The following is a 23,488-nucleotide window of genomic DNA, read 5'->3' on the forward strand; positions in this document are numbered from 1 at the left end:
TGGCACGCTGGGACGATGCGGGTGCTGGTGGTGGAGGACGAGGCGCGGCTGGCGGCGGCGTTGCAGCGTGGCCTGACCGCCGAGGGGTTCGTGGTGGACACGGCGGGCACCGGCCCGGCCGGGCTGGACGCCGCCCGGCACGGCGGTTACGACGCGATGATCCTCGACGTGATGCTCCCCGGCCTGTCCGGTTACGAGGTGGTCCGCCGGTTGCGCGCCGACGAGCGCTGGCTGCCGGTGCTGATGCTCTCGGCCAAGGACGGCGAGTACGACCAGGCCGACGGGCTGGACTGCGGCGCGGACGACTACCTCACCAAGCCCTTCTCGTACGTGGTGCTGGTGGCCCGGCTGCGGGCGTTGCTGCGGCGGGGCGCCCCCGAGCGGCCGACCGTGCTCGCCCTCGGCGACCTGCGGCTCGATCCGGCCCGCCGACGGGTCACCCGGGCCGACGTCGAGGTGGTGCTCACTGCCCGGGAGTTCGCGCTGCTGGAGTACCTGATCCGTCGGCCCGGCGAGGTGATCTCCAAGACCGAGCTGCTCGACCACGTCTGGGACGCGAGCCTGCGTACCGCGCCGAACGCGGTCGAGGTCTACGTCGGCTACCTGCGCCGCAAGATCGGCCGGGACCGGTTGGAGACCGTGCGGGGCGCCGGTTACCGGCTGATCCCGTGAGCCGGCTGCGCTGGTCGGCGCTGGGCCTGCGGGCCCGGCTGATGGTGCTCGGGGTGGCCGGGCTCTCGGTCGGCCTGGCCCTGGGCGGGGTGGTGCTGCTGGTGGCGCTGGGGTGGACGCTGCAACGCACCGTCGACGAGGAGGCGTTCCGGACGGCCGACGCGGTGGCCCGGCTGGCCGCGGAGGACGCCGTGCCCGATCCGCTGCCGGTGGCGGGCGGGCAGCTGCGGGTGCAGGTGGTCGACTCGGCCGGACGGATCCGGGCCGCTTCCATCGACGCCGACCGGCTGGTGCCGATGGTCCGCCCCGACCAGCTCGCCGGGGAGGGCCGGCGACGGACGGTGGTGCCCGGCCAGCGGCTCGGCTGGCAGGGGCCGGTCCGGGTGGTGGCGGTGCCGGCCCAGGCGGCGGGGGAGCCGGTGACCGTGCTGGTGGGTCGCTCCACGGTGGACGTCCGGCACGCCACCCAGGCCGCCCGGACGGTGCTCCTGGTCGCCTTCCCGCTGCTGGTGGGGCTGCTCGCGGTGGTCGCCTGGCGGGTGGTCGGGGCGACCCTGCGGCCGGTCGAGGCGTTGCGCAGCGGGGCCGCCGAGATCACCGGCCGGGACGCGGCCGACCGGCTGCCGGTGCCCGCCTCGCAGGACGAGATCCACCGGCTGGCGGTGACCCTGAACGACATGCTGGACCGGCTGTCGGCGGCCCGGGCGCGGCAGCGGTCGTTTCTCGCCGATGCGGCACACGAGCTGCGCAGCCCGTTGACGAACATGCGTACCGAGCTGGAGGTGGCCCAGCGGCTCGGTGACCGTTCCGACTGGCCCGCCGTCGCCGCCGACCTGCTCGTCGACACCGAGCGGCTGGGCCGGCTCGTCGACGACCTGCTGCTGCTGGCCCGGCTCGACGAGCAGCCGGCCCGGCCGCCCGGCCCGCCCCGCGAGGCGGAACCGGTGGAGCTGGGCGGGCTGCTCGCCGAGGTGGCCGCCCGCCGGCCGGGGCCGCGGGCCGCCGGCACCGCCGTGTCCGGCCCGGGGTCGCCCGCGTCGCCGGTCGTGCCGGGGTCGCCAGTTCCGTCGGGGTCGCCCGCGTCGCCTGCGTCGCCGGTCGTGCCGGGGTCGCCTGCGTCGCCGGTCGTGACCGTCGCCGTGGCGGGGTCGGCGTGGACGGTCGGCGTTCCCGACGAGTTGCGGCGGGTGCTGGGGAACCTGGTCGACAACGCCGTCCGGCACGCCCGGGAGCGGATCGTACTGGCCGTCGAGCCGGCGGTGGACGGGGCGTACCACCTGGTGACGGTGACCGACGACGGGCCGGGCATCCCGGCCGCGGACCGGGAACGGGTGTTCCGGCGGTTCACCCGGCTCGACGAGGGCCGGGCCCGGGACGCGGGCGGCGCGGGCCTGGGCCTGGCCATCGTCCGGGAACTGGTCCGCCGGGGCGGCGGCACGGTGGAGCTGGCCGACGCCGGCCCCGGACTGGTGGTGCGGCTGCGCCTACCGCTCCTGCCGGAGCCCGACTGACCGTCGCCGGGCCGCTCCGGTGACCGGGCGGCTACTCCGGTGCCCGGGCGGGGGCGACCCGGACGTGGTGGCGGCCGCAGGGGTGCGGCTGTCCGCGTCGTCCGGCCGGGGCGGTGGGTCAGCGACGGGCGGTGCAGACCCGTTTCGCCCGGGCCACCACGTCGGTGGACCAGACCACGGCGACGGTGAAGCAGTAGTCGGTGGTGCGGTCCAGGCCGTGCACGACGAAGCTGTCGGTCCCGGGCGGCAACGTCTCGAACGGACGCGGATCCTGCCCGGCCCGGCCGGCGGACAGGATCACCGGACCCTCACTACCGGCCGGGTACGTCCAGCTCAGGGTGATGCCGTCGGGCCGGTCGCGCAGGGTCACCCGCCCCGGTGGGGTGCCGGGTGACGCGGGCGGTGGGGCCGGCGTGCCGGCGCTGCTCGGGGCGGTCCCGGGGTTGCCCGGCGCGGCCGGCGACGGGTCGCCGGAACCGCCCACCCCGGACACCCCGGCGATCACCGCGACAGCACCGAGCAGCACCACCGCCACGCCGGCCGCCACCATCGGCACGGCCCCCGGTCGCCGGGGCGGCGGGGCGTGCCGGCGGGGCACCAGCACGGGCAGCAGCCGGGACCGGTCCACCGGGGCCGGTGCGTGGACCCGGCGTACCCCGGCTGCCTCGTCGTCGGCGCGACCGTGCGTCGGCGGCGGGGCGTACGGGGGTTCGCGCCGGCCGGCGGGCGTCCCGGCCGGCCAGCGTCCGTCGTCCCCGATCCGGCCCGATCCGGCCGGGTAGTCCGGCGCGGTGGGGTAGTCGGGCGTGATCGGGTAGTCCGGGCCGGTCGGGTAGTCCGGGCCGGTGGGGTAGCCGGTGCGGCCGGTGTCGCCGGTGCCCCCGGCGTGGTGCCCCGCGTCCGGGTAGCCGGAGCCGGGACGACCGTCCGGCGGAAGGTAGCCGCCCCCGGCCGGGTAGCCGTCCCCCGGGTAGCCACCCCCCGAGCCGTCCCCGGGGTAGTCGTCCCCCGGGTAGCCGCCTCCCGGATAGCCACCTGCCGGGTAGCCGTCCTCGGTGGGCAGCCGCTGGCCGGGCACCGTCGGCGGGTACGTCTCGTCGGGCGGCGTCACCCCGACCGACCAGGCCGGCGGGTCGGGTGGCCCCTCGGCGGGCGGCGGGGTGCGGGCGGCCGGCACCACCGGTGCTTCGCGCTCCGGGGCGGGTTCGTCGTCGCAGACGTGGTCCGGGTCGGCGGCGGCCCGGGCCAGCGCGGCCACCTGCCGGGCCAGCGGGTCGTCGGCGGCCAGGTGCTGGCGGGCCAGCTCGCGGGCGAGGGCGAGATTGTCGTGCGCCTCGTCGAACCGGCCGCAGTCGCGTTGCATCGCGCCGAGCCGGGCGAGCATCTTGATCCCGCTGGCGTGGCCGTCGCCGTACACCTCGCGGTGCAGTTCCCAGGCGTCCTGGAGGCGCTCCCGGGCCTGGGCGCACTGGCCGCGGGCGTACTCCACGGTGGCCAGGTCGGCGTGCGCGGCGAGCACCCGCAGCGACTCCGGGCCGTCGTGCGCGGTCAGCTCCAGGATCACCTCGGAGTAGAGCCGGGCGGCGCGGGCGTCGCTGCCGACCCGGTGCAGCACCGCCGCCAGGGTGGCCGCCGTCGAGATGGTCCGCTGGTCGGAGATGCCGTACAACCGGCTCGACGCCGCGTACGCGAAGGCGGCCCAGCCCCGCGCCGAGTGCGGTTCGCCGAGGGTGACCAGCAGTCGGGCCTGGAGCCCGGCGGCCTCGGCCAGCTCGGGGGAGGCGTGGTCGGGGCGGGGGTCCGCGTCGGTCAGCGCGTCGGCGAGCAGTCGTTGGGCACCGGCCAGGTCGCCGGCGGACACCAGGTGCTGCGCCTGGAGGGTCAGTTCACCGAAGCCGGAAGACACGCCCCATCGTGCTTGGCCGGCGACGGTTAGTACAACCCTTGCCGGTCGGCAACTTGGTCAAGAACCGGTCAGGTGGGCGACCAGTGTCTCGCTGATCCGGCGTAGCTGGTCGACCTGGGCCGGGCTGAGCGCGTCGAACAGATGCCGGCGTACCCCCTCGACGTGGCCCGGGGCGGCGGCGGCGAGGGCCGCGAAACCGGTGTCGGTGAGGACGGCGATCTGCCCGCGCCGGTCGGTGGGGCAGTCCTCGCGACGGACCCAGCCGCTGGTCTCCAGCCGGGCGACGGCGTGCGAGAGCCGGCTGCGCGAGGAGCCGGTGAGGTCGGCCAGCTCGCTCATCCGCAGCCGCCGGTCGGGCACGTCGGAGAGCCGGACCAGGATCTCGTAGTAGGCGTGCGGCATTCCGGCGTCGCGTTGCAGCTCGCGGTCGAGGGTGTCGGTCAGCGCCCGGGAGGCGGCCAGGAAGGCGCGCCAGGTCTGCTGCTCGTCGGGGTCCAGCCAGCGGGTCATGACGGTCATCATAGCCGGAATAGTTGAACGCTCAACAAAATCCGGGTAACGTCGTCGGCATGGGAATCCATCGCCTCAACCACGCCGTGCTCTACGTCTCCGACCTCGGCCGCAGCATCGCCTTCTACCGCGACGTCCTGGGCTTCCGCCCGGTGCCGATGACCCCGGACGGTTTCCGGGGCGCGGCCTTCCTCCAGGCCCCCGACTCCACCAACGACCACGACCTCGGTCTGTTCGAGATCGGCGCGAACGCCGGCCGCTCGCAGGCCGGGCGGGCCACCGTCGGCCTCTACCACCTGGCCTGGGAGCTGGACACCCTCGACGAGCTGGCCGCCACCGCGCAGCGGCTGGCCGCCGCCGACGCCCTGGTCGGCACCTCAGACCACGGCACCACCAAGAGCCTCTACGGCCGCGACCCCGACGGGCTGGAGTTCGAGATCGTCTGGATCGTCCCGGCCGACCTGCTCGACGAGGAGACCCTCGCGGCCCGCAAGCGGATCGGCCGGCTCGACCTCGACCGGGAGCGCGCCCGCTACGGCGGGCAGACCCGGGGCGGGGTGGGGATCTCCGTGCCGGTCTGAACCGCCGTACGGTAGAACGACAGCATGTCGATCGACGCCGTCCTGCGGGAGCTGCTCGTCCGTCAGCTCGACCACTGGCTACCGGGGGCGCTGCACCGCTCCCGGCGGGCCACCCTCGCGCTGTCGTACGCCGGTGACCCCGGCACCGCCGAGGCGGCCCTGCGGGCGGTGGCCGGCGTCGCCGACCGGCTCCGGGGCCGTCGGCTCACCGTGCTGGTGCTCGCCGGTGACGACCCGGAACTACCCACCCGGCTCGGTGCCGTCGAGGCCGGCCTCCCGGCCGACGTTGCCGTGCACGTGGTGCCCGGCGACCCGGCCCGGTTGCCGGTGGTGCTCCGGGCGGCCGGTGCGGCCGGCGCACCACTGCTCACCCTGATCGACGGCGCGGCACCCGAACCGGCGTTGCTGGCCGCCACCACGACCGGCCGCCCGGCCGAGGTGCTGCTCACCGCCGCCCCGACCGCCACCCTGCGACCGGCCCTGACGGCGGCCGGGTACCCCCTGGTCGCCGAGGTCGAACTGGTGCCCGCCGACGGGTCACCGGCCCGGCTGGTCGCCTTCGGCAGCGGGCTGGACAAGAGCCTCGAAGCCTTCAAGGAGGCACTCTGGACGGCCGCCTCCTCCGGCCCGGTGCGGTACCGCGATCCGGCCGGCGGGCTGCGTGAGGCCGTCGTCCCGCCACCGGCCGGCCCGCTGGCCGACGAACTCCTGGCCGAACTGGCCCGGCACGGTCCGCGTACGGTGACCGAGCTGCGGCGGCACGCACTGACCGCGACGGCGTACCGGGCGGTGGACGCCGGTGGCGCGCTGACCGCCCTGCTGGAGACCGGCGCGGTCACCCGGGAGCCGGCGCACGGACGGCTCGGCGGAGACGTGCTGATCAGCGCGGATCCCGCCCCGGCCGGCCGGTCAGCCGCTTGACCACGATGGACGCCCCGGTGGCGATCACCCCGATGCTGAACAGCATCTGCACGCAGACGATCGCCTTGGCGAGCTGTCCCTGGGCGTGCACGTCGCCGTAGCCGACCGTGGTGAGGGTGGCCAGCGCGAAGTAGAGGGCGTCCCACCGGGTGCGTAGCCCGACGAACTGGCCCGGTCCGCTGCCGGCCACCACGTAGTCGGCCAGCGCGAAGGCGAGCAGCCCGGCGACCAGGGCCACCACCAGCCGGCTCAACGACCGGGCCTCGTCCGCGCCGGCGGGCGCGCGGTTGCCGAGCTGGCGACTGACCTGGCGGGTGACCAGGAAGGTGACCACGCTGATCAGCAGCAGGGTGCCCGCCGCCCGCAGGGTCAGCCGCAGGCCGTTCGGATCGGGCTCCAGCGGAATCAGGAAGTAGCTGGCCAGCAGCAGGGCGCAGGACGCCAGGGCGTGCCGCCGTGCCCGTGGGTAGCTCCCGTCGTCGCGTGCCATGCGGCGATTCTGCGCCGTCGTGGCGGCCCCGATGCGGTGAACGCCGAACCCGGTCGCTGTCGCGCCGGGTGCACGAACGCCGAACCCGGTCGCTGTCGCGCCGGGTGCACGAACGCCGAACCCGGCCGCTGCCGTGCCCGGTGCACGAACGCCGATCGGGGCGTCGACGAACCGTCGACGCCCCGATCGATCGAAGGGGTCACGCGCGGGACTTGTCCTGCTTCCAGGACAGCGGGCCCGGCAGGTCGACACGGTGCGCCTTGGCCCGGGAGTTCCAGGACCAGCGACCGATCTTGATGCTCCACGAGGAGAAGCCGTTCTCGGTGAAGTTCAGGATGATCGGCCCGTACTTCTTGCGCTTGCGGAACATCAGACCCATCGTGGCGCTCCCTTCGCGTTCCCTGTCGTTGCTGCCGTCTCGACCCGGTAGATGCCCGCATCCACGAAATCCGAAACCTGCTCCGGTCCGAGCTGGAACCTGCTCCGGTCCGAGCTGGACGGTTTCGAAAACTCTAGCTAGTAGGTAGGTGTTAAGGATTTATAAACGCAGGTAGGCGAGTTAAAGAGCGTGGCGAAACACGCAAGTCCCATCTGATGGAAGAACGTTGACCGGTTCGCCTCGCGGCCGGCAACATGAGGTCATGTCGCAGCGGGACGAGCTCCACCTCACCGCTCGCGTGCACGTCGACCTGGTCCGGCACGCGAGCGCGCTCTGTTGAGCTGACGCCCGTCCGCACCCCGGCACCCCTCTTCCCGCACCCCCGCACCGCCCGCCGCACCGCCCGGCCCGGCCCACGACGGCCCGACGCCCGCGCTGCGGCGTACCTCCGCGCGCCGCGCGGCCCCTCCGTGCACCGATCAGGAGACCTCCATGTCCCCACTCCGTCGTACCCTCGCCGCCGTCGCGGCCCTGCTCACCCTCACCGCCGCCACCGCCTGCGGCTCCGACGCCGAGGCGGCCGGACAGACCACCACCCTGCGCTACCAGGGCTCCGTCGGCCAGGTCACCCTCCCCGAACTCGCCGCCGACCTCGGCTACCTCGGCGACGTACGGCTCGACTGGATCGGCAACGTCACCGGTGGCCCGGCCGACATCCAGGCCACCGCCACCGGGCAGAGCGACTTCGGCGGGGCGTTCAACGGCGCGATCGTCAAGCTCGTCGCCGCGGGCGCACCGATCACCGCCGTGGTCAGCTACTACGGCTCCGACGCGCAGACCTTCCAGGGCTACTACGTCCTCCAGGACAGCCCGGTCAGAGGTCCCCGTGACCTGATCGGCCGGAAGGTCGGCATGAACACCCTCGGCGCGCACGCCGAGGCGGTGCTCAAGACCTGGCTGGCCCGCGGCGGCCTCACCCCCGTCGAGATCGCCCGGGTCGAGCTGGTCGCGTTGCCGCCGGTCAACACCGAACAGTCGCTGCGGGCCCGGCAGATCGACGTCGCGGTGCTCGGTGGCGTGATCCGCGACAAGGCCGTCGTCAACGGCGGGGTACGCACCGTCTTCACCGATCACGAACTGCTCGGCGCGTTCAGCGCGGGCGTCTACGTGTTCCGGGACGACTTCCTCCGGCGCAACCCGGACACCGTCCGGGCCTTCGTCGGCGGCGTCGGCCGGGCCATCGAGTGGGCGCGGACCCAGCCCCGGGAGACCGTGGTCGCCCGGCTCGAACAGATCATCGCCAAGCGGGGACGCAACGAGGACCCCGCCCTGGTGCGCTACTGGAAGAGCAACGGTGTCGCCGGCCGGGGCGGCGTGATCACCGACCGGGAGTTCTCCACCTGGATCGACTGGCTCGCCGACGCCGGTGAACTCAAGGGCGACCGGCCGAAACCCGGTGACGTCTACACCAACGACTACAACCCGTTCGCCACCGGCGGGGGTGCCCAATGAGCACCGACAAGGTCCTCTTCGACCGGGTCACCAGGACCTTCGACGTCCGCCCCGGGCGGCGTGCGCCCACCGGCGCGGTCACCGCCCTGGACCAGCTCACCCTCGCGGTACGCCCCGGCGAGTTCCTGGTCGTCGTCGGCCCCAGCGGCTGCGGCAAGTCCACCCTGCTCGACCTGCTCGGCGGGCTGTCCCGGCCCACCTCCGGCCGGGTCCTCGTCGACGGTCGGCCGGTGACCGGCCCCGGGCTCGACCGGGGCATCGTCTTCCAGCAGTACGCCCTGCTGCCCTGGCGGACCGCCGCCGGCAACGTCGCCTTCGGACTGGAGGCCAAGGGGGTGCCCCGCGCCGAGCGCGCGGACCTGGTCGCCCACCACCTGGAACTGGTCGGGTTGAGCGGATTCGCCGCGCACTACCCGCACGAGTTGTCCGGTGGCATGAAGCAGCGGGTGGCGATCGCCCGCAGCCTGGCGTACGACCCGGACATCCTGTTGATGGACGAGCCGTTCGCCGCCCTGGACGCGCAGACCCGCGACGCGCTCCAGGACGAGCTGGTGCGGATCTGGCAGGCCACCGGCAAGACCGTCGTCTTCATCACCCACGGCATCGACGAGGCCGTCTACCTCGGTCGCCGGGTCGCCGTGATGACCTCCCGCCCCGGGCGGATCAAACAGGTCGTCGACATCGAGCTGGGCGACCGGGGCGCGGTCGACGACGTGCGCTCGTCCGACGCCTTCCGTCACCACCGGCACGAGATCTGGACGTCGTTGCGGGCCGAGGTCCGCGCCGCCCAGTCCACCGAGCGCCGGGCCGGCCGCCCCGCCCGTCCCACCCGTCGCCGGTGGCCCCTCCGCCCGGCCAGCCCCGCCGGCGAGGCCGCCGCCCCGGCCACGGTGCCCGCCTCCGCTGCGGTCGGGGCGTCCACCACAGACACCGAGGAGCCCCGCGTTGGTTGACATCGCCGACCGGCCCACCCGGCTGGTCCCGCCGCCCGCCGTCGCACCGCCGCCTGCCGTCGCCCGGCCCGGCCCGCTCACCCGGCTCGCCGGCCTCGGCGGGCGGGTGCTGCACCGTACCGCCGCGCTGGCGGCGCTGGCCGCGCTCTGGGAGACCGCGCCCCGGGTCGGGCTGGTCGACCGGGTCTTCCTCCCGCCGCTGTCGGAGGTGCTGGTCGCCTGGTCGGCGTTACTGGCCAGCGGGCAGCTCGCCGAGCACGTCGGCGCCAGCCTGACCCGGTCGTTGTCTGGTCTCGGCCTGGCGGTGCTCACCGCCATCCCGCTCGGTCTGCTGATCGGCTGGTACCGGCCCCTCGCGGAACTGCTCGGCCCGCTGCTGGAGGTGTTCCGCAACACCGCCGCGCTGGCCCTGCTGCCGGTCTTCGTGCTGATCCTCGGGCTGGGCGAGACCTCCAAGATCGCCCTGGTGCTCTACGCCTGCTCCTGGCCGATCCTGCTGAACACCATCGCCGGGGTGAAGGGCGTCGACCCGCTGCTGGTGCGGTCGGCCCGGTCGATGGGCCTGAACCACCTGCGGCTGTTCCAGAAGGTGATCCTGCCGGCGGCCGTGCCCACCGTCTTCACCGGCGTCCGGCTCGCCGGGGCCTACTCGATCCTGGTGCTGGTCGCCGCCGAGATGGTCGGTGCCAAGGCCGGGCTGGGATACCTCGTCAACTACGCCCAGTACAACTTCGCCATCCCCGACATGTACGCCGGGATCGTCACCATCTCCGCCATCGGGCTGGCCGTGAACCAGCTCCTCGTCGTCGTCGAACGCCGCTTCTCCACCTGGCGCGTCGACGTCACGTCCTGAGAGGACCACCATGCCCCGCACCCTGCACCTCAACGCCTTCCTGCTCGGCGTCGGCCACCACGAGGCGGCCTGGCGGCACCCGCGCACCGACCCGGGTCGGGTCACCGACCTGCGGCACTTCCAGGAGCTGGCCCGCACCGCCGAGCGCGGCACCCTCGACTCGGTCTTCCTCGCCGACTCGCTGGCCGTCGGACCGGCCGTCCGGCACAACATCCAGGCCGTCTTCGAACCGTTGACCCTGCTCGCCGCCCTGGCCACCGTCACCACCCACGTCGGCCTGATCGCCACCGTCTCCACCAGCTACCACGAGCCGTTCACCACCGCCCGTACGTTCGCCTCGCTGGACCACCTCAGCGGCGGCCGGGCCGGCTGGAACATCGTCACCTCCGCCCAGGCACGGGAAGCCTGGAACTTCAACCTGGACGACCACCCGGCGCACGCCGACCGGTACCGGCGGGCCGCCGAGTTCGTCGAGGTGGCGGTGAAGCTCTGGGACAGCTGGGAGGACGACGCGCTGGTGCTGGACCCGGCCACCGGGATCTTCGCCGACACCGACCGGGTGCACGAGATCGGCCACGCCGGCGAACGGTTCCGGGTACGCGGCCCACTGAACACCCCGCGTCCACCGCAGGGCCGACCCCTGCTGGTGCAGGCCGGCTCCTCCCCGGACGGGATCACCTTCGCCGGCCGGTACGCCGAGGCGGTCTTCACCGCCCAACAGACCCTCGCCGACGGGCAGCGCTTCTACGCGACGGTGAAGCAGGCGGCGGTCGCCGCCGGCCGTGACCCGGAGCTGGTGAAGGTGCTGCCCGGCATCGCCCCGGTGCTCGGCGGCACCGAGGCCGAGGCGCGGGCGCTCGCCGACGAACTGGAGGAGCTGATCGTCCCCGAGCACGCCCTCGCGCAACTGTCCGGCATGATCGGCGTCGACCTCACCGGCCTGCCGCTGGACGGTCCGCTGCCGGAGCTGCCCGACGCGACCACCGTACAGTCGCACCAGAGCCGCTACCAGCTCGTCGTCGACCTGGCCCGGCGGGAGCGGCTGACCGTCCGGCAGCTGATCGGCCGGCTCGGCGGCGGACGCGGGCACCGGGTGGTGGCCGGCACCCCGGATCAGGTCGCCGACCAGATCGAGCGGTGGTTCACCGAGGGGGCCGCCGACGGCTTCAACGTGATGCCGCCCCTACTGCCCAGCGGGCTGGAGGACTTCGTCGACCACGTGGTGCCGTTGCTGCGCGCCCGGGGCCTGTTCCGCCACGAGTACACCGGCCGGACGCTGCGCGAGCACTACGGACTGCCCCGGCCGGGCTCGCGTTACGCGGGCGACCGGGAGCTGGTGACCGCATGACCACCCCGGACCGTCCGGCCGACCTGCTGCCCGTCGACCCCGACCTGTTCCGCGGCCTGCTGCGCCGGCAGGCCAGCACGGTCACCGTGGTCACCGCCGTGGCCCGCCACCCCGAGCCGACCGGCCCCGGCCGGGACGCCGGTCCGGCCCGGGCCGGCTTCACCGCCACCTCGTTCACCTCGGTCTCGCTGACCCCGCCGCTGGTGTCGTTCTGCCTCGGCGTCACCTCGTCGAGCTGGCCGGTGCTGGACCGCGCCGAGCACGTCGCCGTCCACCTGCTCGGCGCCGACCAGACCGAGGTGGCCCGGATCTTCGCCACCAGCGGTATCGACCGGTTCGCCGCGCACCGGGCCTGGACGCCCGGCCCGTTCGGGGTGCCGCTGCTCGACGGGGTGCTGGCCCGGCTGCTCTGCCGCGTGGTGCGCCGGGTGCCGGCCGGCGACCACGTCCTGGTCATCGCCGAACCACTCGCCCTCGGTTCCGGGCCCGACGGCGACCCGCTGGTGTACCACCGGGGCGACTACACCACCGCACAGATGCGGGTGCCGGCGTGACCGGGGGGCCGGGCGCACCCGCCGCCGGTCGGCCGGGCACCGCCGTCGACCGGGCGGACCGGGCCGGGGCGTCCCCGCTCGCCCTGGACCCCGCCGCCCAGGACCTGCTGTTCCGGGCGGCCCGCACGGCCAACACGTTCACCGCCGAACCGGTCGACGACGCGCAGGTCGCCGCGATCCACGAACTGATCCGGTACGGCCCGACCGCGCTCAACGGTCAACCGCTGCGGGTGCTGCTGCTGCGTTCGACGGCGGCCCGCAACCGGCTGCTGCCGTACCTGTCGAGCGGCAACCGGGCCAAGACGGCCGCCGCGCCGCTGGTGGCGGTGCTCGCCACCGACGTCGACTTCCACGAGCGACTGCCGGAGCTGTTCCCGCACCGGCCGCAGGCGCGGCAGTGGCTGGCCGACCGGGCGGAACGGGTCGCCCAGGCCCGGTTCAACGCCACCCTCCAGATCGGCTACCTGCTGATCGGGGTACGCGCCGCCGGCCTGGCCGCCGGGCCGATGGCCGGCTTCGACGCCGCCGGGGTGCAGCGGGAGTTCTTTCCCGACGGACGGCACGAGGTGCTGCTCCTGGTGAACATCGGCCGCCCCGGCCCGGACGCCTGGCGGGAGCGGCTGCCCCGGCTCACCACCGAGGAGGTGGTCTGGACCCGGTGACCTCAGCGCGGCTCCCACGCGTCGGGCAGGGTGGTCAGTCTCCGCACGTGCATCGGGAGCCGGCCACTGACCACCTCGGAGAGGGTCACCTCGTCCAGCACCTGCCGGACGGCGGCGCGGACGGCCACCCAGAGCCGGGGGAGGTTCTCCGCCGAGCCCTCGTACCGGGTCTCCTCGGGACGCAGCCCGCGTACCCCGGCCAGCGGACCCTCGACGGCGCGCAGGATCGCCCCGACGGTGACCTCGCGCGGCGAGCGGGCCAGCGTGTAGCCGCCCTCGGCGCCACGCTGGGCGCGGACCACGCCGGCCCGGCGCAGGTCGGCCAGGACGGCCTCGAGGAACTTGCGCGGCATGTCCTGCTCGCTGGCGATCGATTGGGTGGAGAGCAGGGAGGGGTAGGCGGTGGCCAGGCTCAGGGCCGCTCGGACCGCATAGTCGCCGCGCGCGGAGATCTGCACCATGCCATCATGCCTGCCCGTCGGGGGTGGCGGGGTCGGCGGGTCGCCGTGGCCGGCCGATTCGTGACGGTGGGCGGTCCCGGGCGGCCCGGAACGCCCCCGGGCTCACCCCCACCTCGCGGGTGAAGAACCGGCCGAAGTTGGTCGGCTCGGGAAAGCCGAGCTGGCGGCCGACCCGGGCGACCGGCTCGTCGGTGGCGGCGAGCAGCCGGCGGGCCTGGAGCGCGACCCGCTCGTCCACCACCTGCTTGGCGCTGCGCCCGGTCACCGCCAGACAGGCCCTGGTCAGGGTACGCACCGAGCAGCCCAACCGGGCCGCATAGTCCTCGACCCGGCGGGTGTACGGGTAACCCGCCTCCACCTCCCGGCGGAACCGGTGGAACGTCACCAGCTCGGTGCGCTGCGGGTCGGCGTCGTCGGGTGTCCGCCGGGCCTGCGCGGCGCCGGGCAGCAGGGCGAGCCGGATGAGCAGCACCGCGAGCTGGTGCCGGAGCAGGGCGTGGGCGGCCGGGTCGTCCCGGTGCCGGCGGTGGTCCACCACCAGTTGGGAGACCTCGTTGATGACCGCGTCCTCGTCCTCGCCGACGAGTTGGTGGTGTTGGGGGACCGCGGCGGGATCGACGTCCAGGCCGCGCAGCGCGTCGGCCCGCCAGCGGACCACGATCGCGTCGAGTCGGGTGGGGGAGCGCAGCACCTGCCCGGGGGTGGCCCGCAGCAGGGTGCCGGCCCGGCACGGCAGCGCGCGGAAGTCCAGCTCGGCGATGCCGTGTCCGCCGGTGACCAGGACCAGTAGGTCGGCGTCGAGCAGGAACGGCCGGGGTGGCCCCGTGCCCGGAGTGAGGTCGCCCAGCTCCAGGATCTCGATCTCGGGGCGGGGCAGGTCGGGACGGGTTGCCGGGGAGAGCTGACCGGAAGGGACCATCGTCATCGACCGTAACCGGGCAGGGCCGTGGTCGCATCCCGGCGACGGGACTCCGCCGCGTTCCCGGCCGGCGGGCGCGTCCGTTGGCCTCGGGCGCACCGTCGTGGCGGGCACGGGTGGTGGCTCCCGGCGGGGTCGACCGTCGTGGGTTGTCCGGTCCGCCCGGGCCGGGCTACGTTACCGATCGGTAAGAAAAGCGACACGCGATGGGGTGCCCATGACGGATCTGTTCTCGGTCGACGGTAAGACGGTGCTGGTCACCGGCGGCTCCCGGGGGATCGGGCTGATGATCGCCCGGGGCTTCGTCCGGGCCGGAGCCGACGTGATCATCTCCTCCCGCAAGGCCGACGTGTGCGCGGCGGTGGCCGAGGAGCTGTCCGCCGAGGGGCGCTGCACGGCGATCCCGGCCGACCTGGGCGACGACGCGGGCGCGGCAGGGCTCGCCGCCGCCGTCCGCGAGCGGTACGACCAGCTCGACGTGCTGGTCAACAACGCGGGCGCGACCTGGGGCGCACCCCTGGAGGCGTACCCGGACGCGGCGTTCGACAAGCTCTGGGCGGTCAACGTGAAGGCCGTGTTCCGGCTCACCACCGCGCTGCTGCCGCTGCTGCGCGCCGCGGCGGGCGACGACGACCCGGCCCGCGTGATCAATATCGGCTCGATCGACGGTCTCCGGGTTCCGATGATGGAGGTGTACGCCTACTCCGCCACCAAGGCGGCCGTGCACATGCTCACCCGCAGCCTTGCCCACCAGCTCGCCCACGAGCGGATCACGGTCAACGCGATCGCCCCGGGGCCGTTCGAGAGCAAGATGATGGCCTTCGCCCTCGACGACCCGACGTCCCGGGCGGCGATCGAGCAGCAGGTGCCGCTCGGTCGGATCGGCCGCCCCGAGGACATGGCCGGCACGGCGATCTACCTGGCGTCGCGGGCCGGGGCGTACCTGACCGGCGCGGTGATCCCGGTCGACGGTGGCATCACCACGCACGGCTGACCGGTGAGAGCCGGGTGGGGGTGACCGGCTGCCGGCGCGCGTACCCGGGCGGTGGACGGCCGGAGCCGCGCGGACTCGGCAGATCCGCGCGGCTCCGGTGGGGCTGCTGGTCAGCGGCCGGCGAGCAGCCGGCTCACCGCCGTGTCGACGTCCAGGTGCTCGGCCTCCCGGCCGCGCGGGACGACGACGTAGGTCCGGCGCAGGAAGCGCACCAGCACGCTGCGCGGGACCTCGAACAGGGCGTTACCGTCGGGCGACGACAGGGCCAGCGCGACGAAGTCGCCGCGCGGGGTGGCCCAGGGCCAGACCCGCACGTCGCCGATGCCGGCCGGCTCGTCGAGGCCGGTGACCAGCAGTTCGCGGGCGAAGGACCAGCTCACCGCCTCGCCGCCGGCCGATTCGGCGTGGAACAGGACATGGACCGCATACGGGTCAGCAGGGTCGTAACGCAGACTGGCACGCACCGGCAAGGCGGTGGCGTCAGGCGCGACGAGCCTTAGTGACGTCTCGACCTCTACGGTCGTCGGTCGGATGACACTCATGGACGTTCTCCCCCCGGCACCGCTGCGGAACGCGCGTGTCCCGCTTTTCCCATACTCAGGTGCTACTGCTGGCTACGCTCCGCCATACGCTGACTTCACCCAGTGGTGGGAAGGGGGTCCGAATCGCTGCGAGAATGTGAGGATTCTTGTAGGATTTCCGGTTCTGCCCAGTCGGGAGCCCGTCCGAAGTCGGGTGGTTCAGTCGTCGACTTACTCCGGTAACGTCCAGTGGTCTGCGCAAGTGACGGGCCGGGACGACACTGGGGGGTGAAATGGCCACGAAGCGTTCCTCAATGGATGCGGTGAGTACGGCCGGGTCACCGAAAGTAGGGGCCCGGGCAGCCAAAAGGCGGGGTGACGGGGTGCCGATCAAGCCACCGGACCGGGACGGTCGGACGATGTCCGACGCTGGTCGTGCCGGACGTCCCTCCCGGACGGCCCGGGGCCGGTCCCGCCCGGCCACCAACGGACGCGCCCGAGGCGGCGGTGGAAGCCGGTCCGGGCGCACCGCGCCGGCCGCCCGTCCCGCCGGCTGGCGCTGGCGGCTGCGCACCACCCTCGACCTGATCCGGGCCAACCCCACCGGCCGGGTCGCCCTCAAGATCTTCATCGCCGTCGCCGGGGCGCTCGTGGTGACCGTCGGCATCGCCCTCATCCCGCTGCCCGGCCCCGGCTGGCTGATCGTCATCGCCGGCCTCGCCATCTGGGCCGTCGAATTCCACTGGGCCCGCCGCCTGCTCGGCTTCACCCGCCGGCACGTGCACGCCTGGACCCGGTGGGCCACCACCCGGTCGCTGCCGGTGCGGTTCCTGCTCGGCTCCGTCGGCCTGGTCTTCGTCGCCGTCGTCCTCTGGCTCTCGCTCAAGTACAGCCTCGGCATCGACCTGGTCGCCCAACTGCTGCACTACCTCGCCACCACCTGACCCCACCCCCCGGGTTTTTGGCTCCGCCGCACGATCGGGTAGAGTCAACGGCGCTGAGGGCGATTAGCTCAGTGGGAGAGCGCTTCGTTCACACCGAAGAGGTCGCTGGTTCGATACCAGCATCGCCCACCCTCGATATAGCAAGCTCAAGGCCCCTCGATCGAGGGGCCTTGAGTCGTTTCTGTCGATCAATGCTGGTCGGGGGGCAGCGAGAAGGCAGCGAACGATGCCAGCACCCGGCGGTCACGTTTGCCGGTGGAGTGCGTGTACCGGTTCAACGTGGTGGGTGTCTGCTCGTGTCCCATCACCTTGGCGACGTCGCTGATCGGGACGCCGTCGGAGACGAGCCACGTTGCGTACGAGTGGCGCAGGCCGTGGAACCGCAGCCCGATCGGAAGGCCGGCCGGCTGTAGCGATGGCTTCTACACCCGAGCGCGGAACGTGCCGCCGGAGTGGTTGGTGTTGCCGTGCTGGCTCTGGTTGGCTCGGAGCTCGCGGTGATCTGTTGCCGAACTGGCCAGTACCAGATCAAGCGCGCTCCGCGCGGCGCGGGCCGGGCGCGGTAACCGGCTCCTGCGGAGCCGCCGCCCCGCTCGCCTTCGGCGGCGGGGCGGAGAGTCAGCCGGCCCGAAGCCCACGCCCGCCCCGCGCGTCACCTATTGGTTCCGTGAGGGGAACCGGTGACGAGTCCCGGACTGACCGGAATCATGCGACAGCACACCCGCCGGCCTCTTCATCCTCGTGAACCTCACCGCGGACCGTTCGACGGTCGGCCGGTCGAGTTGCCGAACGGAACACCGTTGGCTGCTTCGGAGCCGCTGTGGGAAGGAATGCAAGGTGGTTGAAGGGGGCGGCGGGTGGGTGCGGGATTGGGGTTAGGGCTGCCTCCGCCGGGGTCCAACGACTCCGGGATGGAGTTGCCGAACGGTTGTGGGTGGTGGGGGATGGCAAGGCAGGGGCGCGTGTTCGTCGCTACTTTGAACGACGAACACGCGCCCACATGATGGCCGTACTAGTTCTTTTTGGTTGAGTGTCGCCACAGTCGAAAGGCCTGCACCAGCACATTAACTGCAAGAACCGTCGTCAGCAAGGGTAGCAGGTCGATCATCCAGTCTGATCTTCGCCATTCTCCTGGCTCGAATACAAGCGTCATGAGGAAGGCGAAAGCGATTACCACTCCAGCGACTTGTAAAGTAGTAATGAGTAGGAATCGAAGCGCTGATTGCATTCTGGCCCCCTGCTAGCTGCACGGCCACCCGAGGGTTTCAGCCTGCAGAACTACTTTCGACCTTCCAGTTCCACGGGTTGTCGCCGGCGGTGGTGCCCAGTTCGGTGTTGATGTACGGGTAGGTGGTGGTGTAGCAGCCTACGTCGCCACCTACGCAGTATTGTACGCTCGCCTTCTTGTCGTGCCAGCCGCTCCACTTCGTGCTGCGCACGCCTGCGCTATCCACCTGCCAGCCGGTGAAGTTAATGCCCCACGTCTCATAGTTGATGTAGCCGACAGCGCGGTCGACATTCGTCAACTTGTACGTTGACGTGTCCCAACACCATTCAGTCTCGACGTTGAAGCGGTAGATTCTGCTTCCGAAGATGTCTTTTTTCTCCACGTAGCTCCACTGGGTGGCGCAGGTGATCGCGAGAGTCCCAGTGCTCTTCGCTGCCGACTTCGCCTTCGCTGAAGGCGGGATCAGTCGAGCTGGCGTCGTGGTTAGGGTGCCGGGATCCCTGGGGTCTGGCACGGCATGACCAACGTCAGGAATTATCTTGAGAAGGTCGATGTCGGATTCGCTCCACGTGCCCTTCGAGATCCGATCGAGGGCTCCCCGGATCTCCGCCGTGGTTGGCTTGCTCGTGTCGGCAGAGGCTGAGGCCGGGATCTCCGTGCCAGCAATGCCTGCGCTAACCACCAGGGTGGCTAGGGCGACTCGGCCGAGTCTGTGGAGTAGAGTGCTGCTGATTCTCAGGACGCCTCCGCGCGTGAGGGTCTGACGGCCCACAGGCCCAATCCTGTGGGCCGTCCCCATGCGTGCAAGGAACCTACCAACTGCGATGCTCTCGGTGCCGCCCGGGCGAAGCTCACCGATACTGAGTCATTACTCTCCGTGCTGAGTATCGGGGGGCGATCTTGGGCATTCAGGGACCATGGGTGTTCATTCGGTTACTTTAAGTATTTATAACGGAAAGGTAACGCTTCTTCGTGGTTAATCAATCTGGCCAACCTATCCGGCTATCGGTTGCGGTTCTCGGGTCCGATAGGAAGTGCTCTACGTGATCAAGGTCAGCTTGTAGGAGCTATACAGCCAAACCGGTCGACGGGCATGGTCCAGGGTCGATGGCGGGCAACACAACGAGCAGGCCAACGGCGGTCACCGACTTCGGCCGACAGGAGTCATCGCCCACCATTAGTACCGCAGGTCAGAGGCCGGCTGGAGACCACTCCAGCCGGCCTCTCCTCATTCCGGCGCAAGATCATGAGTCGCCGGTGAGTCGCGGCGGACTGGTGGCTATGCCGGTGGTGGGGGTGGAGTGAGCCAGGCGAGGGGTTGACCGCTGAGGGCGGCTTCCGCCAGGCGGTGCGCGCTGGCGGTCTTCAGGGCCGCGTGTGAGCTGTCGATCCAGCGTTGGACATTGTCGATGCCCTGGTGGCGGTATTCGACCGCCTGGACGAGGCATTCCAGTTTGTCGGCGTCGCGGGCGACGATGGCCTCCGGTGTCTCGCCCGCTTCGTACTCGGCGACGGCGGCGTTGACGAGGTCGGCGACGGCCGGCGGGCAGGCGGCGACCTGGTCAGCGGTGACCGTGGTGTTGGGCGCGGCGGTGAGGTAGCGCCTGGCGATGTGCGGGATGTCGGTGATCCGGGTTTCCTGGGTGTCGTGCAGGACGCACAGCATCGACACCCGGGCCGGGTCGGCACCTTCCATGGCAGCGAGCATCATCCCGATCAGCGCGGTCCGGAACGAGTGGTCGGCAATGGATTCGGGATCTTTGACGCCGGCGAACCACCAACCGGTGCGGGCGGCGCGCTTGAGGACGCCGGCCTCGAAGATGAAGCGCATGACTCCGGCGGTGTCGTGGTCGTCGTTCATCTGCCCGTCCCTGTGCCGGTGACTCCGTCTGCTCGCAGGCTGTAGACAATAGACGTTAGTTCCTGCCGGGACTGCGCAGAGATACGGTCGCTGTCCAAGAGCCGGGTACTGCGCTTGAGGAGCGCGCGGCCCTCGCTGGGGTTGTCCAGAGTGAGGCCGCGTCGTACGGCCAGTAGAGCCCAGGTGTTATGGACGTTGAGGTCGATGAAGGCGTGAGTTGCGTCGAGGCGCTGGACCAGGTGCCGGAAAAGGACCGAGCCGTGCCAGTCAGCGAGCGATCCAGGCATGAAGAAGTCGTCGTGCTGGCGGTACGGGATCTCGCCGACCCAGTAGGCCGAGTAGTTGAGCGCTGCTCGCTGGCAGGCGTCGTCCGGATGCGCGTGGGCGAGGAAGTCCCGTAGAGGTTCCGGGTCGCCCTGGTGGGCCAGGGAGGTGACCACGGAACGGGTGTGAGGCCACAGCGGTGACCAGGTGCGGAATGCGATCGTGCTGCGGGCGCGGGTGGTGGTCTGGGCGAGCCATTCTGCTGCCGCCCCGGTGGGATCCATGCCCGCGAGAAAGCAGGCCTGCCGATGCAGCAGAACGCTCTGGTCACCTCCGGAGGCTGCGCGTTCGGCGAGAACGTGAAGCCGGGTGAAGAACGCGTGTTGCTCGTCGGCAGGCAGGATCGGCCCCGAGGCCACCGGTCCCCGCCGGGTATGAGTGACGGGTAGTTCTCTGGCAAAGGTCGGTGTCTGCCCGAGAACAGCCCAGAGGATCAGGTCGGTCAGCCGGTGGGTGAGCACGGACCAGCCGAGCGGCTGTTCGGCGATGTCGCAGCCGTCTACCTGCCCGTCGAGGACTGCGCCAAGGATGAAGTCTGCCTCGGCGGCGTCGTCGAGCGCGGCGAGCAGGGTCGTGTTCGCTCCGAGCCGACCGAGCCTGCGTCGGACGGTGATCGCCTGCCCCAGCGGCACCGCCGAGAATGGCCGGCGCCCAGATTCCCAGCTCTGCACGGTCACCCGGTCGACGCCCAGGTCGGCGGCGAGTTGTTCCTGTGTCAGCGGGATGGACTCCCGGATCAACTTGAGAAGGTATCCGGTCACCTCGCCCCGCTGTGGCGCTGATCGTCCGCGACCTGCCATCCGCCGTCCCTATGTTGACCGGTGGTCGACGTTTCCGCCCTGAAACAACCGCTGCGGTCGACGTGTGGGCTGCTCACTCGTACTACGCGTGAGTCCCGTAGTCGCCGCCGTGATCGTAGCGTCGCAGTTACCGAACGTTCTGGATCCGGTCCCGAGGTTGGGGATCGGCCACGGGGCGCTGCCCGGCAGAGGGGGGCCAGTGATGCGGGACAGGACGCCACCGGGGCGACGAGTGTCCTACGACCAGTACCTGATCGCCGTGGCGATGACCCTGGCGCGGCGGCATCGACCGGTGTGGTCGTGGCGCACGTGGAGCCGGCTGTGCCGGTGCGGGGCCGACCTGCCCTGTCGGGGTCGACATCGCATCCCGATCAGCCGTGGACACTGGCCGACCGAGGAGGAGCAGTGACCAGTCACGGCCCGGTGCCGCCGGTCTGGAGTTGCGGCGGATGTGACCGGCCCTGGCCGTGTCCGACCCGGCGGCAGGAACTGCGCGCGGAGTACGCCGACGCGCCGGTGTCGCTGGCCCTCCACCTCGGGGCCTGCTTCGTCCGGGCGGCCGAGGACATGCCCTGGGCACCGGCCGGCCCCCTGTACCGCCGCTTCGTCGGCTGGACCAGACAGCCGCCGGAGGTGCAGCACCGAAGGGCGGCAACCGATCGACACCAGCGCCGCCAGGCCGGATGACACCCGATCCGACCGGCCGGGAGTCCACTGTCTGCTGGCCGGGCAGCGGTCCGGCCGGTGACCGCAGTGGCCTTCCGGCCTCGTGGCACGTTCACGTCGGTGGCTGCGGGTGCGGCTGTGGGTGCGTAGGGTCGGCGACGTGAACGCCTCCCTCGACACCCTGCCGAAGATCGGTGCGCCGGCCACGCGCGCGCTCACCGGAGCCGGCTATCCGACGTTGCGCGACCTCGCGGGCGTGCCGCGCGCCGAGCTGGCCGCACTGCACGGGGTGGGGCCGAAAGCGCTCGGGATCCTTCAGAGCGCACTGGAGCAGCACGATCTCAGTCTCGGGTAGCAATTCCTTTTAGCATCGCCGGCCCGACGACTCGATGGTCGGCGTCTGTGGCTGGGATGCGCCGCGTTCGTGACCGTGTGGGCCAGGAGATGGATGGTCCACTTGATGCCCGGAACCACGGGACGAGCGGCCCATGGCAGGGGTGGCGACGTCGCCGGTAGCGTGGGCAAGTTCTTGTCAGATTTTTTGGGAGCAGACGTTGGAGAACGAGATCGAGCTGGTCAGTGACGGCGATGGTCTGGCGGTCATCGGGCATCCGGCTGCTGTCGATCGTTTCCTCACCGCTGAGCGGCTGCCGTCGAAGGACCTTGGGTTCAAACGGATCAGCTCCACCCTCCGCACCGGGTCCACGCTCGCCAAGAGCGGCTCCGAAATTGCCGAGCACTCCGGTCGCTGGGTTCAGCTGACTGCGGAATCGGCACAGGCGATGAAGAAGTACAACCTGATGAAGGGCTCGGGGGACGGCATCAGCCGCGCTGTACTGACCGACCGTGGAAAGATCACGGGCCTGTTGGAAATCGCGCAGAAGAATCCCCGAACGTTGCTGACCAACCCGGCGGTGCTGACCGGCGTCGCCGGACTCATGACGCAACTCGCCATGCAACAGACCATGGACCAGATCACCGATTATCTCGCCGTGATCGATGCGAAGGTCGACGCGGTGCTCCGCGCCCAGACCGATGCCGTGGTGGCGGACATGATCGGGGTCGAACTCGTCATCGACGAGGCACTGACGATCCGGGAACGGGTGGGCAGGGTTTCCGAGGTCACCTGGTCGAAGGTGCAGACCACACCGATCCCGCTGGCCCGGACCCAGGCGTACGCGTTGCGGCAGATGGACGCCATCGCCGAGAAGCTGGAGAGCCAGACCAAGGTTGGCGATCTGGTCAGGACTACCAGCGAAGCCGAGATCAAGGTTCAGGAGTGGCTCGCCGTTCTGGCCCGCTGCTTCCAACTCCAGGACGCGGTCGCCGTGCTCGAAATCGACCGGGTTCTGGAGGTCTCTGCGGAGGACCTGGAGGAGCACCGGGTCGCCGTCAGGATTGCCCGACGCCATCGCCTGGATCTTATCTCCCGTAGCACCGAGCGCCTGCTGGCCCGGATGGACGCGGCCGCTGGGACGGCCAACGCGAAGGTGCTGCTCAATCCGACCACCTCCCGCGCCGTCGTGCATTCGACCAACCGGGTAGGGACCGCTGTCGTCGAATTCCACGGACGGCTCGGCATTGATCGTGACCATAGTTCCTGGAGTGCCAGGCGATGGCGGGACGCGGCCGGGGAGGTGCGTGACAGGGTTCTCGACACGGGCACGGGAGTGCGTGACAAGGTGCTGGAGGCAGGGGCGGGAGGCATTGGTGCCGCCAGCCGTCTCGGTGCGGGAGCCCTGGGGCGAGCCAGATCCAAGATCGGCGAGGTCACCGAGCGGGCGCAGCGTCCGCGGGGGAGTAAGGAGGAAACCTGATGGGTCCTCACCGCTGGGGTCGGAAGCCGGGGCTGTCCTCAGGGGTGATCCCTTCCAGCCGAATGCTCCGGGAGTGACCACGCCCAATCTCCGCGGGGCGC

The 23,488-nt window shown here is 71.7% G+C and carries 26 protein-coding genes and 1 tRNA gene; 16 read left to right on the forward strand and 11 right to left on the reverse strand.

The window, feature by feature from the left end; all coding sequences use genetic code 11:
• Window positions 1-15: 15 nt before the first annotated feature.
• Together O7625_RS16460 and O7625_RS16465 are read left to right on the forward strand one after the other, a co-directional pair.
• A complete protein-coding gene (locus O7625_RS16460) occupies window positions 16-672 on the forward strand; it encodes a response regulator transcription factor (RefSeq protein WP_282339684.1) in 657 nt (218 codons plus the stop codon).
• A 41-nt stretch (window positions 673-713) separates the two neighbouring features.
• Entirely contained in the window at window positions 714-2,183 is a 1,470-nt protein-coding gene (locus tag O7625_RS16465; protein ID WP_282346974.1) for an ATP-binding protein, read from the forward strand.
• Between the two features lie 118 nt (window positions 2,184-2,301).
• Here O7625_RS16465 and O7625_RS16470 read toward each other — a convergent pair whose 3' ends face one another.
• Window positions 2,302-4,089, reverse strand: coding sequence for a tetratricopeptide repeat protein (locus O7625_RS16470; RefSeq protein WP_282339685.1), 1,788 nt, complete (start codon window positions 4,087-4,089; stop codon window positions 2,302-2,304).
• A gap of 57 nt (window positions 4,090-4,146) precedes the next feature.
• On the reverse strand, window positions 4,147-4,608 hold the full coding sequence (locus O7625_RS16475; RefSeq protein WP_067312354.1) for a MarR family transcriptional regulator: 462 nt from the start codon (window positions 4,606-4,608) through the stop codon (window positions 4,147-4,149).
• 50 nt (window positions 4,609-4,658) lie between these two features.
• Here O7625_RS16475 and O7625_RS16480 point away from each other — a divergent pair, with 50 nt between their 5' ends.
• Complete coding sequence (locus O7625_RS16480) at window positions 4,659-5,180, forward strand: VOC family protein (RefSeq protein WP_282339688.1); 522 nt, start codon at window positions 4,659-4,661, stop codon at window positions 5,178-5,180.
• 24 nt (window positions 5,181-5,204) lie between these two features.
• Window positions 5,205-6,101 (forward strand): hypothetical protein, encoded by an 897-nt coding sequence (locus O7625_RS16485; protein ID WP_282339690.1) that lies wholly within the window; start codon window positions 5,205-5,207, stop codon window positions 6,099-6,101.
• Here O7625_RS16485 and O7625_RS16490 read toward each other — a convergent pair.
• Both O7625_RS16490 and O7625_RS16495 read right to left on the reverse strand, forming a co-directional pair.
• Window positions 6,061-6,591 (reverse strand): potassium channel family protein, encoded by a 531-nt coding sequence (locus O7625_RS16490; protein ID WP_282339692.1) that lies wholly within the window; start codon window positions 6,589-6,591, stop codon window positions 6,061-6,063. The two genes, O7625_RS16485 and O7625_RS16490, sit on opposite strands and share 41 nt — an antisense overlap.
• A 199-nt stretch (window positions 6,592-6,790) precedes the next feature.
• Window positions 6,791-6,970, reverse strand: a complete 180-nt coding sequence (locus O7625_RS16495) for a DUF4236 domain-containing protein (protein ID WP_007075522.1) — start codon at window positions 6,968-6,970, stop codon at window positions 6,791-6,793.
• A gap of 492 nt (window positions 6,971-7,462) precedes the next feature.
• Here O7625_RS16495 and O7625_RS16500 point away from each other — a divergent pair, with 492 nt between their 5' ends.
• From O7625_RS16500 to O7625_RS16525, 6 genes are read left to right on the forward strand one after another with little or no spacing between them, the layout of a single operon-like run.
• Window positions 7,463-8,482 (forward strand): ABC transporter substrate-binding protein, encoded by a 1,020-nt coding sequence (locus tag O7625_RS16500; RefSeq protein WP_282339694.1) that lies wholly within the window; start codon window positions 7,463-7,465, stop codon window positions 8,480-8,482.
• Window positions 8,479-9,435: an ABC transporter ATP-binding protein gene (locus tag O7625_RS16505; RefSeq protein WP_282339695.1), complete on the forward strand. Its 957-nt coding sequence runs from the start codon at window positions 8,479-8,481 to the stop codon at window positions 9,433-9,435. Before O7625_RS16500 ends, O7625_RS16505 begins: the two co-directional genes overlap by 4 nt.
• Window positions 9,428-10,288 (forward strand): ABC transporter permease, encoded by an 861-nt coding sequence (locus O7625_RS16510; RefSeq protein ID WP_282339697.1) that lies wholly within the window; start codon window positions 9,428-9,430, stop codon window positions 10,286-10,288. The genes O7625_RS16505 and O7625_RS16510 overlap by 8 nt, the downstream gene beginning before the upstream one ends.
• Before the next feature lie 10 nt (window positions 10,289-10,298).
• Window positions 10,299-11,636, forward strand: coding sequence for an LLM class flavin-dependent oxidoreductase (locus tag O7625_RS16515; protein ID WP_282339699.1), 1,338 nt, complete (start codon window positions 10,299-10,301; stop codon window positions 11,634-11,636).
• Entirely contained in the window at window positions 11,633-12,190 is a 558-nt protein-coding gene (locus tag O7625_RS16520) for a flavin reductase family protein (protein WP_282339701.1), read from the forward strand. The genes O7625_RS16515 and O7625_RS16520 overlap by 4 nt, the downstream gene beginning before the upstream one ends.
• Window positions 12,187-12,852 (forward strand): malonic semialdehyde reductase, encoded by a 666-nt coding sequence (locus O7625_RS16525; protein WP_282339703.1) that lies wholly within the window; start codon window positions 12,187-12,189, stop codon window positions 12,850-12,852. The genes O7625_RS16520 and O7625_RS16525 overlap by 4 nt, the downstream gene beginning before the upstream one ends.
• A 2-nt stretch (window positions 12,853-12,854) precedes the next feature.
• On the opposite strand, the gene O7625_RS16530 is transcribed toward O7625_RS16525, so the two are convergent.
• Window positions 12,855-13,310 carry an Rrf2 family transcriptional regulator gene (locus O7625_RS16530; protein WP_067311383.1) on the reverse strand — a complete coding sequence of 152 codons (456 nt, stop codon included), beginning with the start codon at window positions 13,308-13,310 and terminating at the stop codon, window positions 12,855-12,857.
• A 7-nt stretch (window positions 13,311-13,317) separates the two neighbouring features.
• The gene (locus O7625_RS16535; RefSeq protein ID WP_282339708.1) at window positions 13,318-14,232 is read right to left on the reverse strand and encodes a helix-turn-helix transcriptional regulator; all 915 of its coding nucleotides are present in this window, start codon (window positions 14,230-14,232) and stop codon (window positions 13,318-13,320) included.
• Between the two features lie 217 nt (window positions 14,233-14,449).
• Here O7625_RS16535 and O7625_RS16540 point away from each other — a divergent pair, with 217 nt between their 5' ends.
• Window positions 14,450-15,226 (forward strand): glucose 1-dehydrogenase, encoded by a 777-nt coding sequence (locus O7625_RS16540; RefSeq protein WP_282339710.1) that lies wholly within the window; start codon window positions 14,450-14,452, stop codon window positions 15,224-15,226.
• 110 nt (window positions 15,227-15,336) lie between these two features.
• On the opposite strand, the gene O7625_RS16545 is transcribed toward O7625_RS16540, so the two are convergent.
• Complete coding sequence (locus tag O7625_RS16545; protein WP_067311359.1) at window positions 15,337-15,768, reverse strand: SsgA family sporulation/cell division regulator; 432 nt, start codon at window positions 15,766-15,768, stop codon at window positions 15,337-15,339.
• Window positions 15,769-16,061: 293 nt separating this feature from the next.
• Between O7625_RS16545 and O7625_RS16550 the strand changes: the two genes are divergently transcribed.
• Both O7625_RS16550 and O7625_RS16555 read left to right on the forward strand, forming a co-directional pair.
• Window positions 16,062-16,691, forward strand: a complete 630-nt coding sequence (locus O7625_RS16550) for a TIGR02611 family protein (RefSeq protein WP_282339712.1) — start codon at window positions 16,062-16,064, stop codon at window positions 16,689-16,691.
• 57 nt (window positions 16,692-16,748) lie between these two features.
• A tRNA-Val gene (locus O7625_RS16555) sits at window positions 16,749-16,820 on the forward strand.
• Between the two features lie 59 nt (window positions 16,821-16,879).
• Here O7625_RS16555 and O7625_RS16560 read toward each other — a convergent pair.
• The 4 genes from O7625_RS16560 to O7625_RS16575 form a co-directional block, all read right to left on the reverse strand.
• The gene (locus O7625_RS16560; protein WP_348774019.1) at window positions 16,880-17,083 is read right to left on the reverse strand and encodes a tyrosine-type recombinase/integrase; all 204 of its coding nucleotides are present in this window, start codon (window positions 17,081-17,083) and stop codon (window positions 16,880-16,882) included.
• An 873-nt stretch (window positions 17,084-17,956) separates the two neighbouring features.
• On the reverse strand, window positions 17,957-18,691 hold the full coding sequence (locus tag O7625_RS16565; RefSeq protein WP_282339714.1) for a hypothetical protein: 735 nt from the start codon (window positions 18,689-18,691) through the stop codon (window positions 17,957-17,959).
• Window positions 18,692-19,198: 507 nt separating this feature from the next.
• The gene (locus O7625_RS16570) at window positions 19,199-19,780 is read right to left on the reverse strand and encodes an HD domain-containing protein (protein ID WP_282339716.1); all 582 of its coding nucleotides are present in this window, start codon (window positions 19,778-19,780) and stop codon (window positions 19,199-19,201) included.
• Window positions 19,777-20,904, reverse strand: a complete 1,128-nt coding sequence (locus O7625_RS16575) for a helix-turn-helix transcriptional regulator (RefSeq protein WP_282339718.1) — start codon at window positions 20,902-20,904, stop codon at window positions 19,777-19,779. Before O7625_RS16575 ends, O7625_RS16570 begins: the two co-directional genes overlap by 4 nt.
• A 405-nt stretch (window positions 20,905-21,309) precedes the next feature.
• Between O7625_RS16575 and O7625_RS16580 the strand changes: the two genes are divergently transcribed.
• From O7625_RS16580 to O7625_RS16590, 3 genes are all read left to right on the forward strand, one after another.
• On the forward strand, window positions 21,310-21,591 hold the full coding sequence (locus O7625_RS16580) for a hypothetical protein (protein ID WP_282339720.1): 282 nt from the start codon (window positions 21,310-21,312) through the stop codon (window positions 21,589-21,591).
• A gap of 139 nt (window positions 21,592-21,730) precedes the next feature.
• Window positions 21,731-21,925 (forward strand): helix-hairpin-helix domain-containing protein, encoded by a 195-nt coding sequence (locus O7625_RS16585; RefSeq protein ID WP_282339722.1) that lies wholly within the window; start codon window positions 21,731-21,733, stop codon window positions 21,923-21,925.
• Window positions 21,926-22,124: 199 nt separating this feature from the next.
• On the forward strand, window positions 22,125-23,387 hold the full coding sequence (locus O7625_RS16590) for a hypothetical protein (protein WP_282339723.1): 1,263 nt from the start codon (window positions 22,125-22,127) through the stop codon (window positions 23,385-23,387).
• The last annotated feature ends 101 nt before the right edge of the window (window positions 23,388-23,488 follow it).

Origin of the sequence: Micromonospora sp. WMMD714 (assembly GCF_029581315.1) — a bacterium.
In the GTDB taxonomy this organism is placed as follows: domain Bacteria; phylum Actinomycetota; class Actinomycetes; order Mycobacteriales; family Micromonosporaceae; genus Micromonospora; species Micromonospora rifamycinica.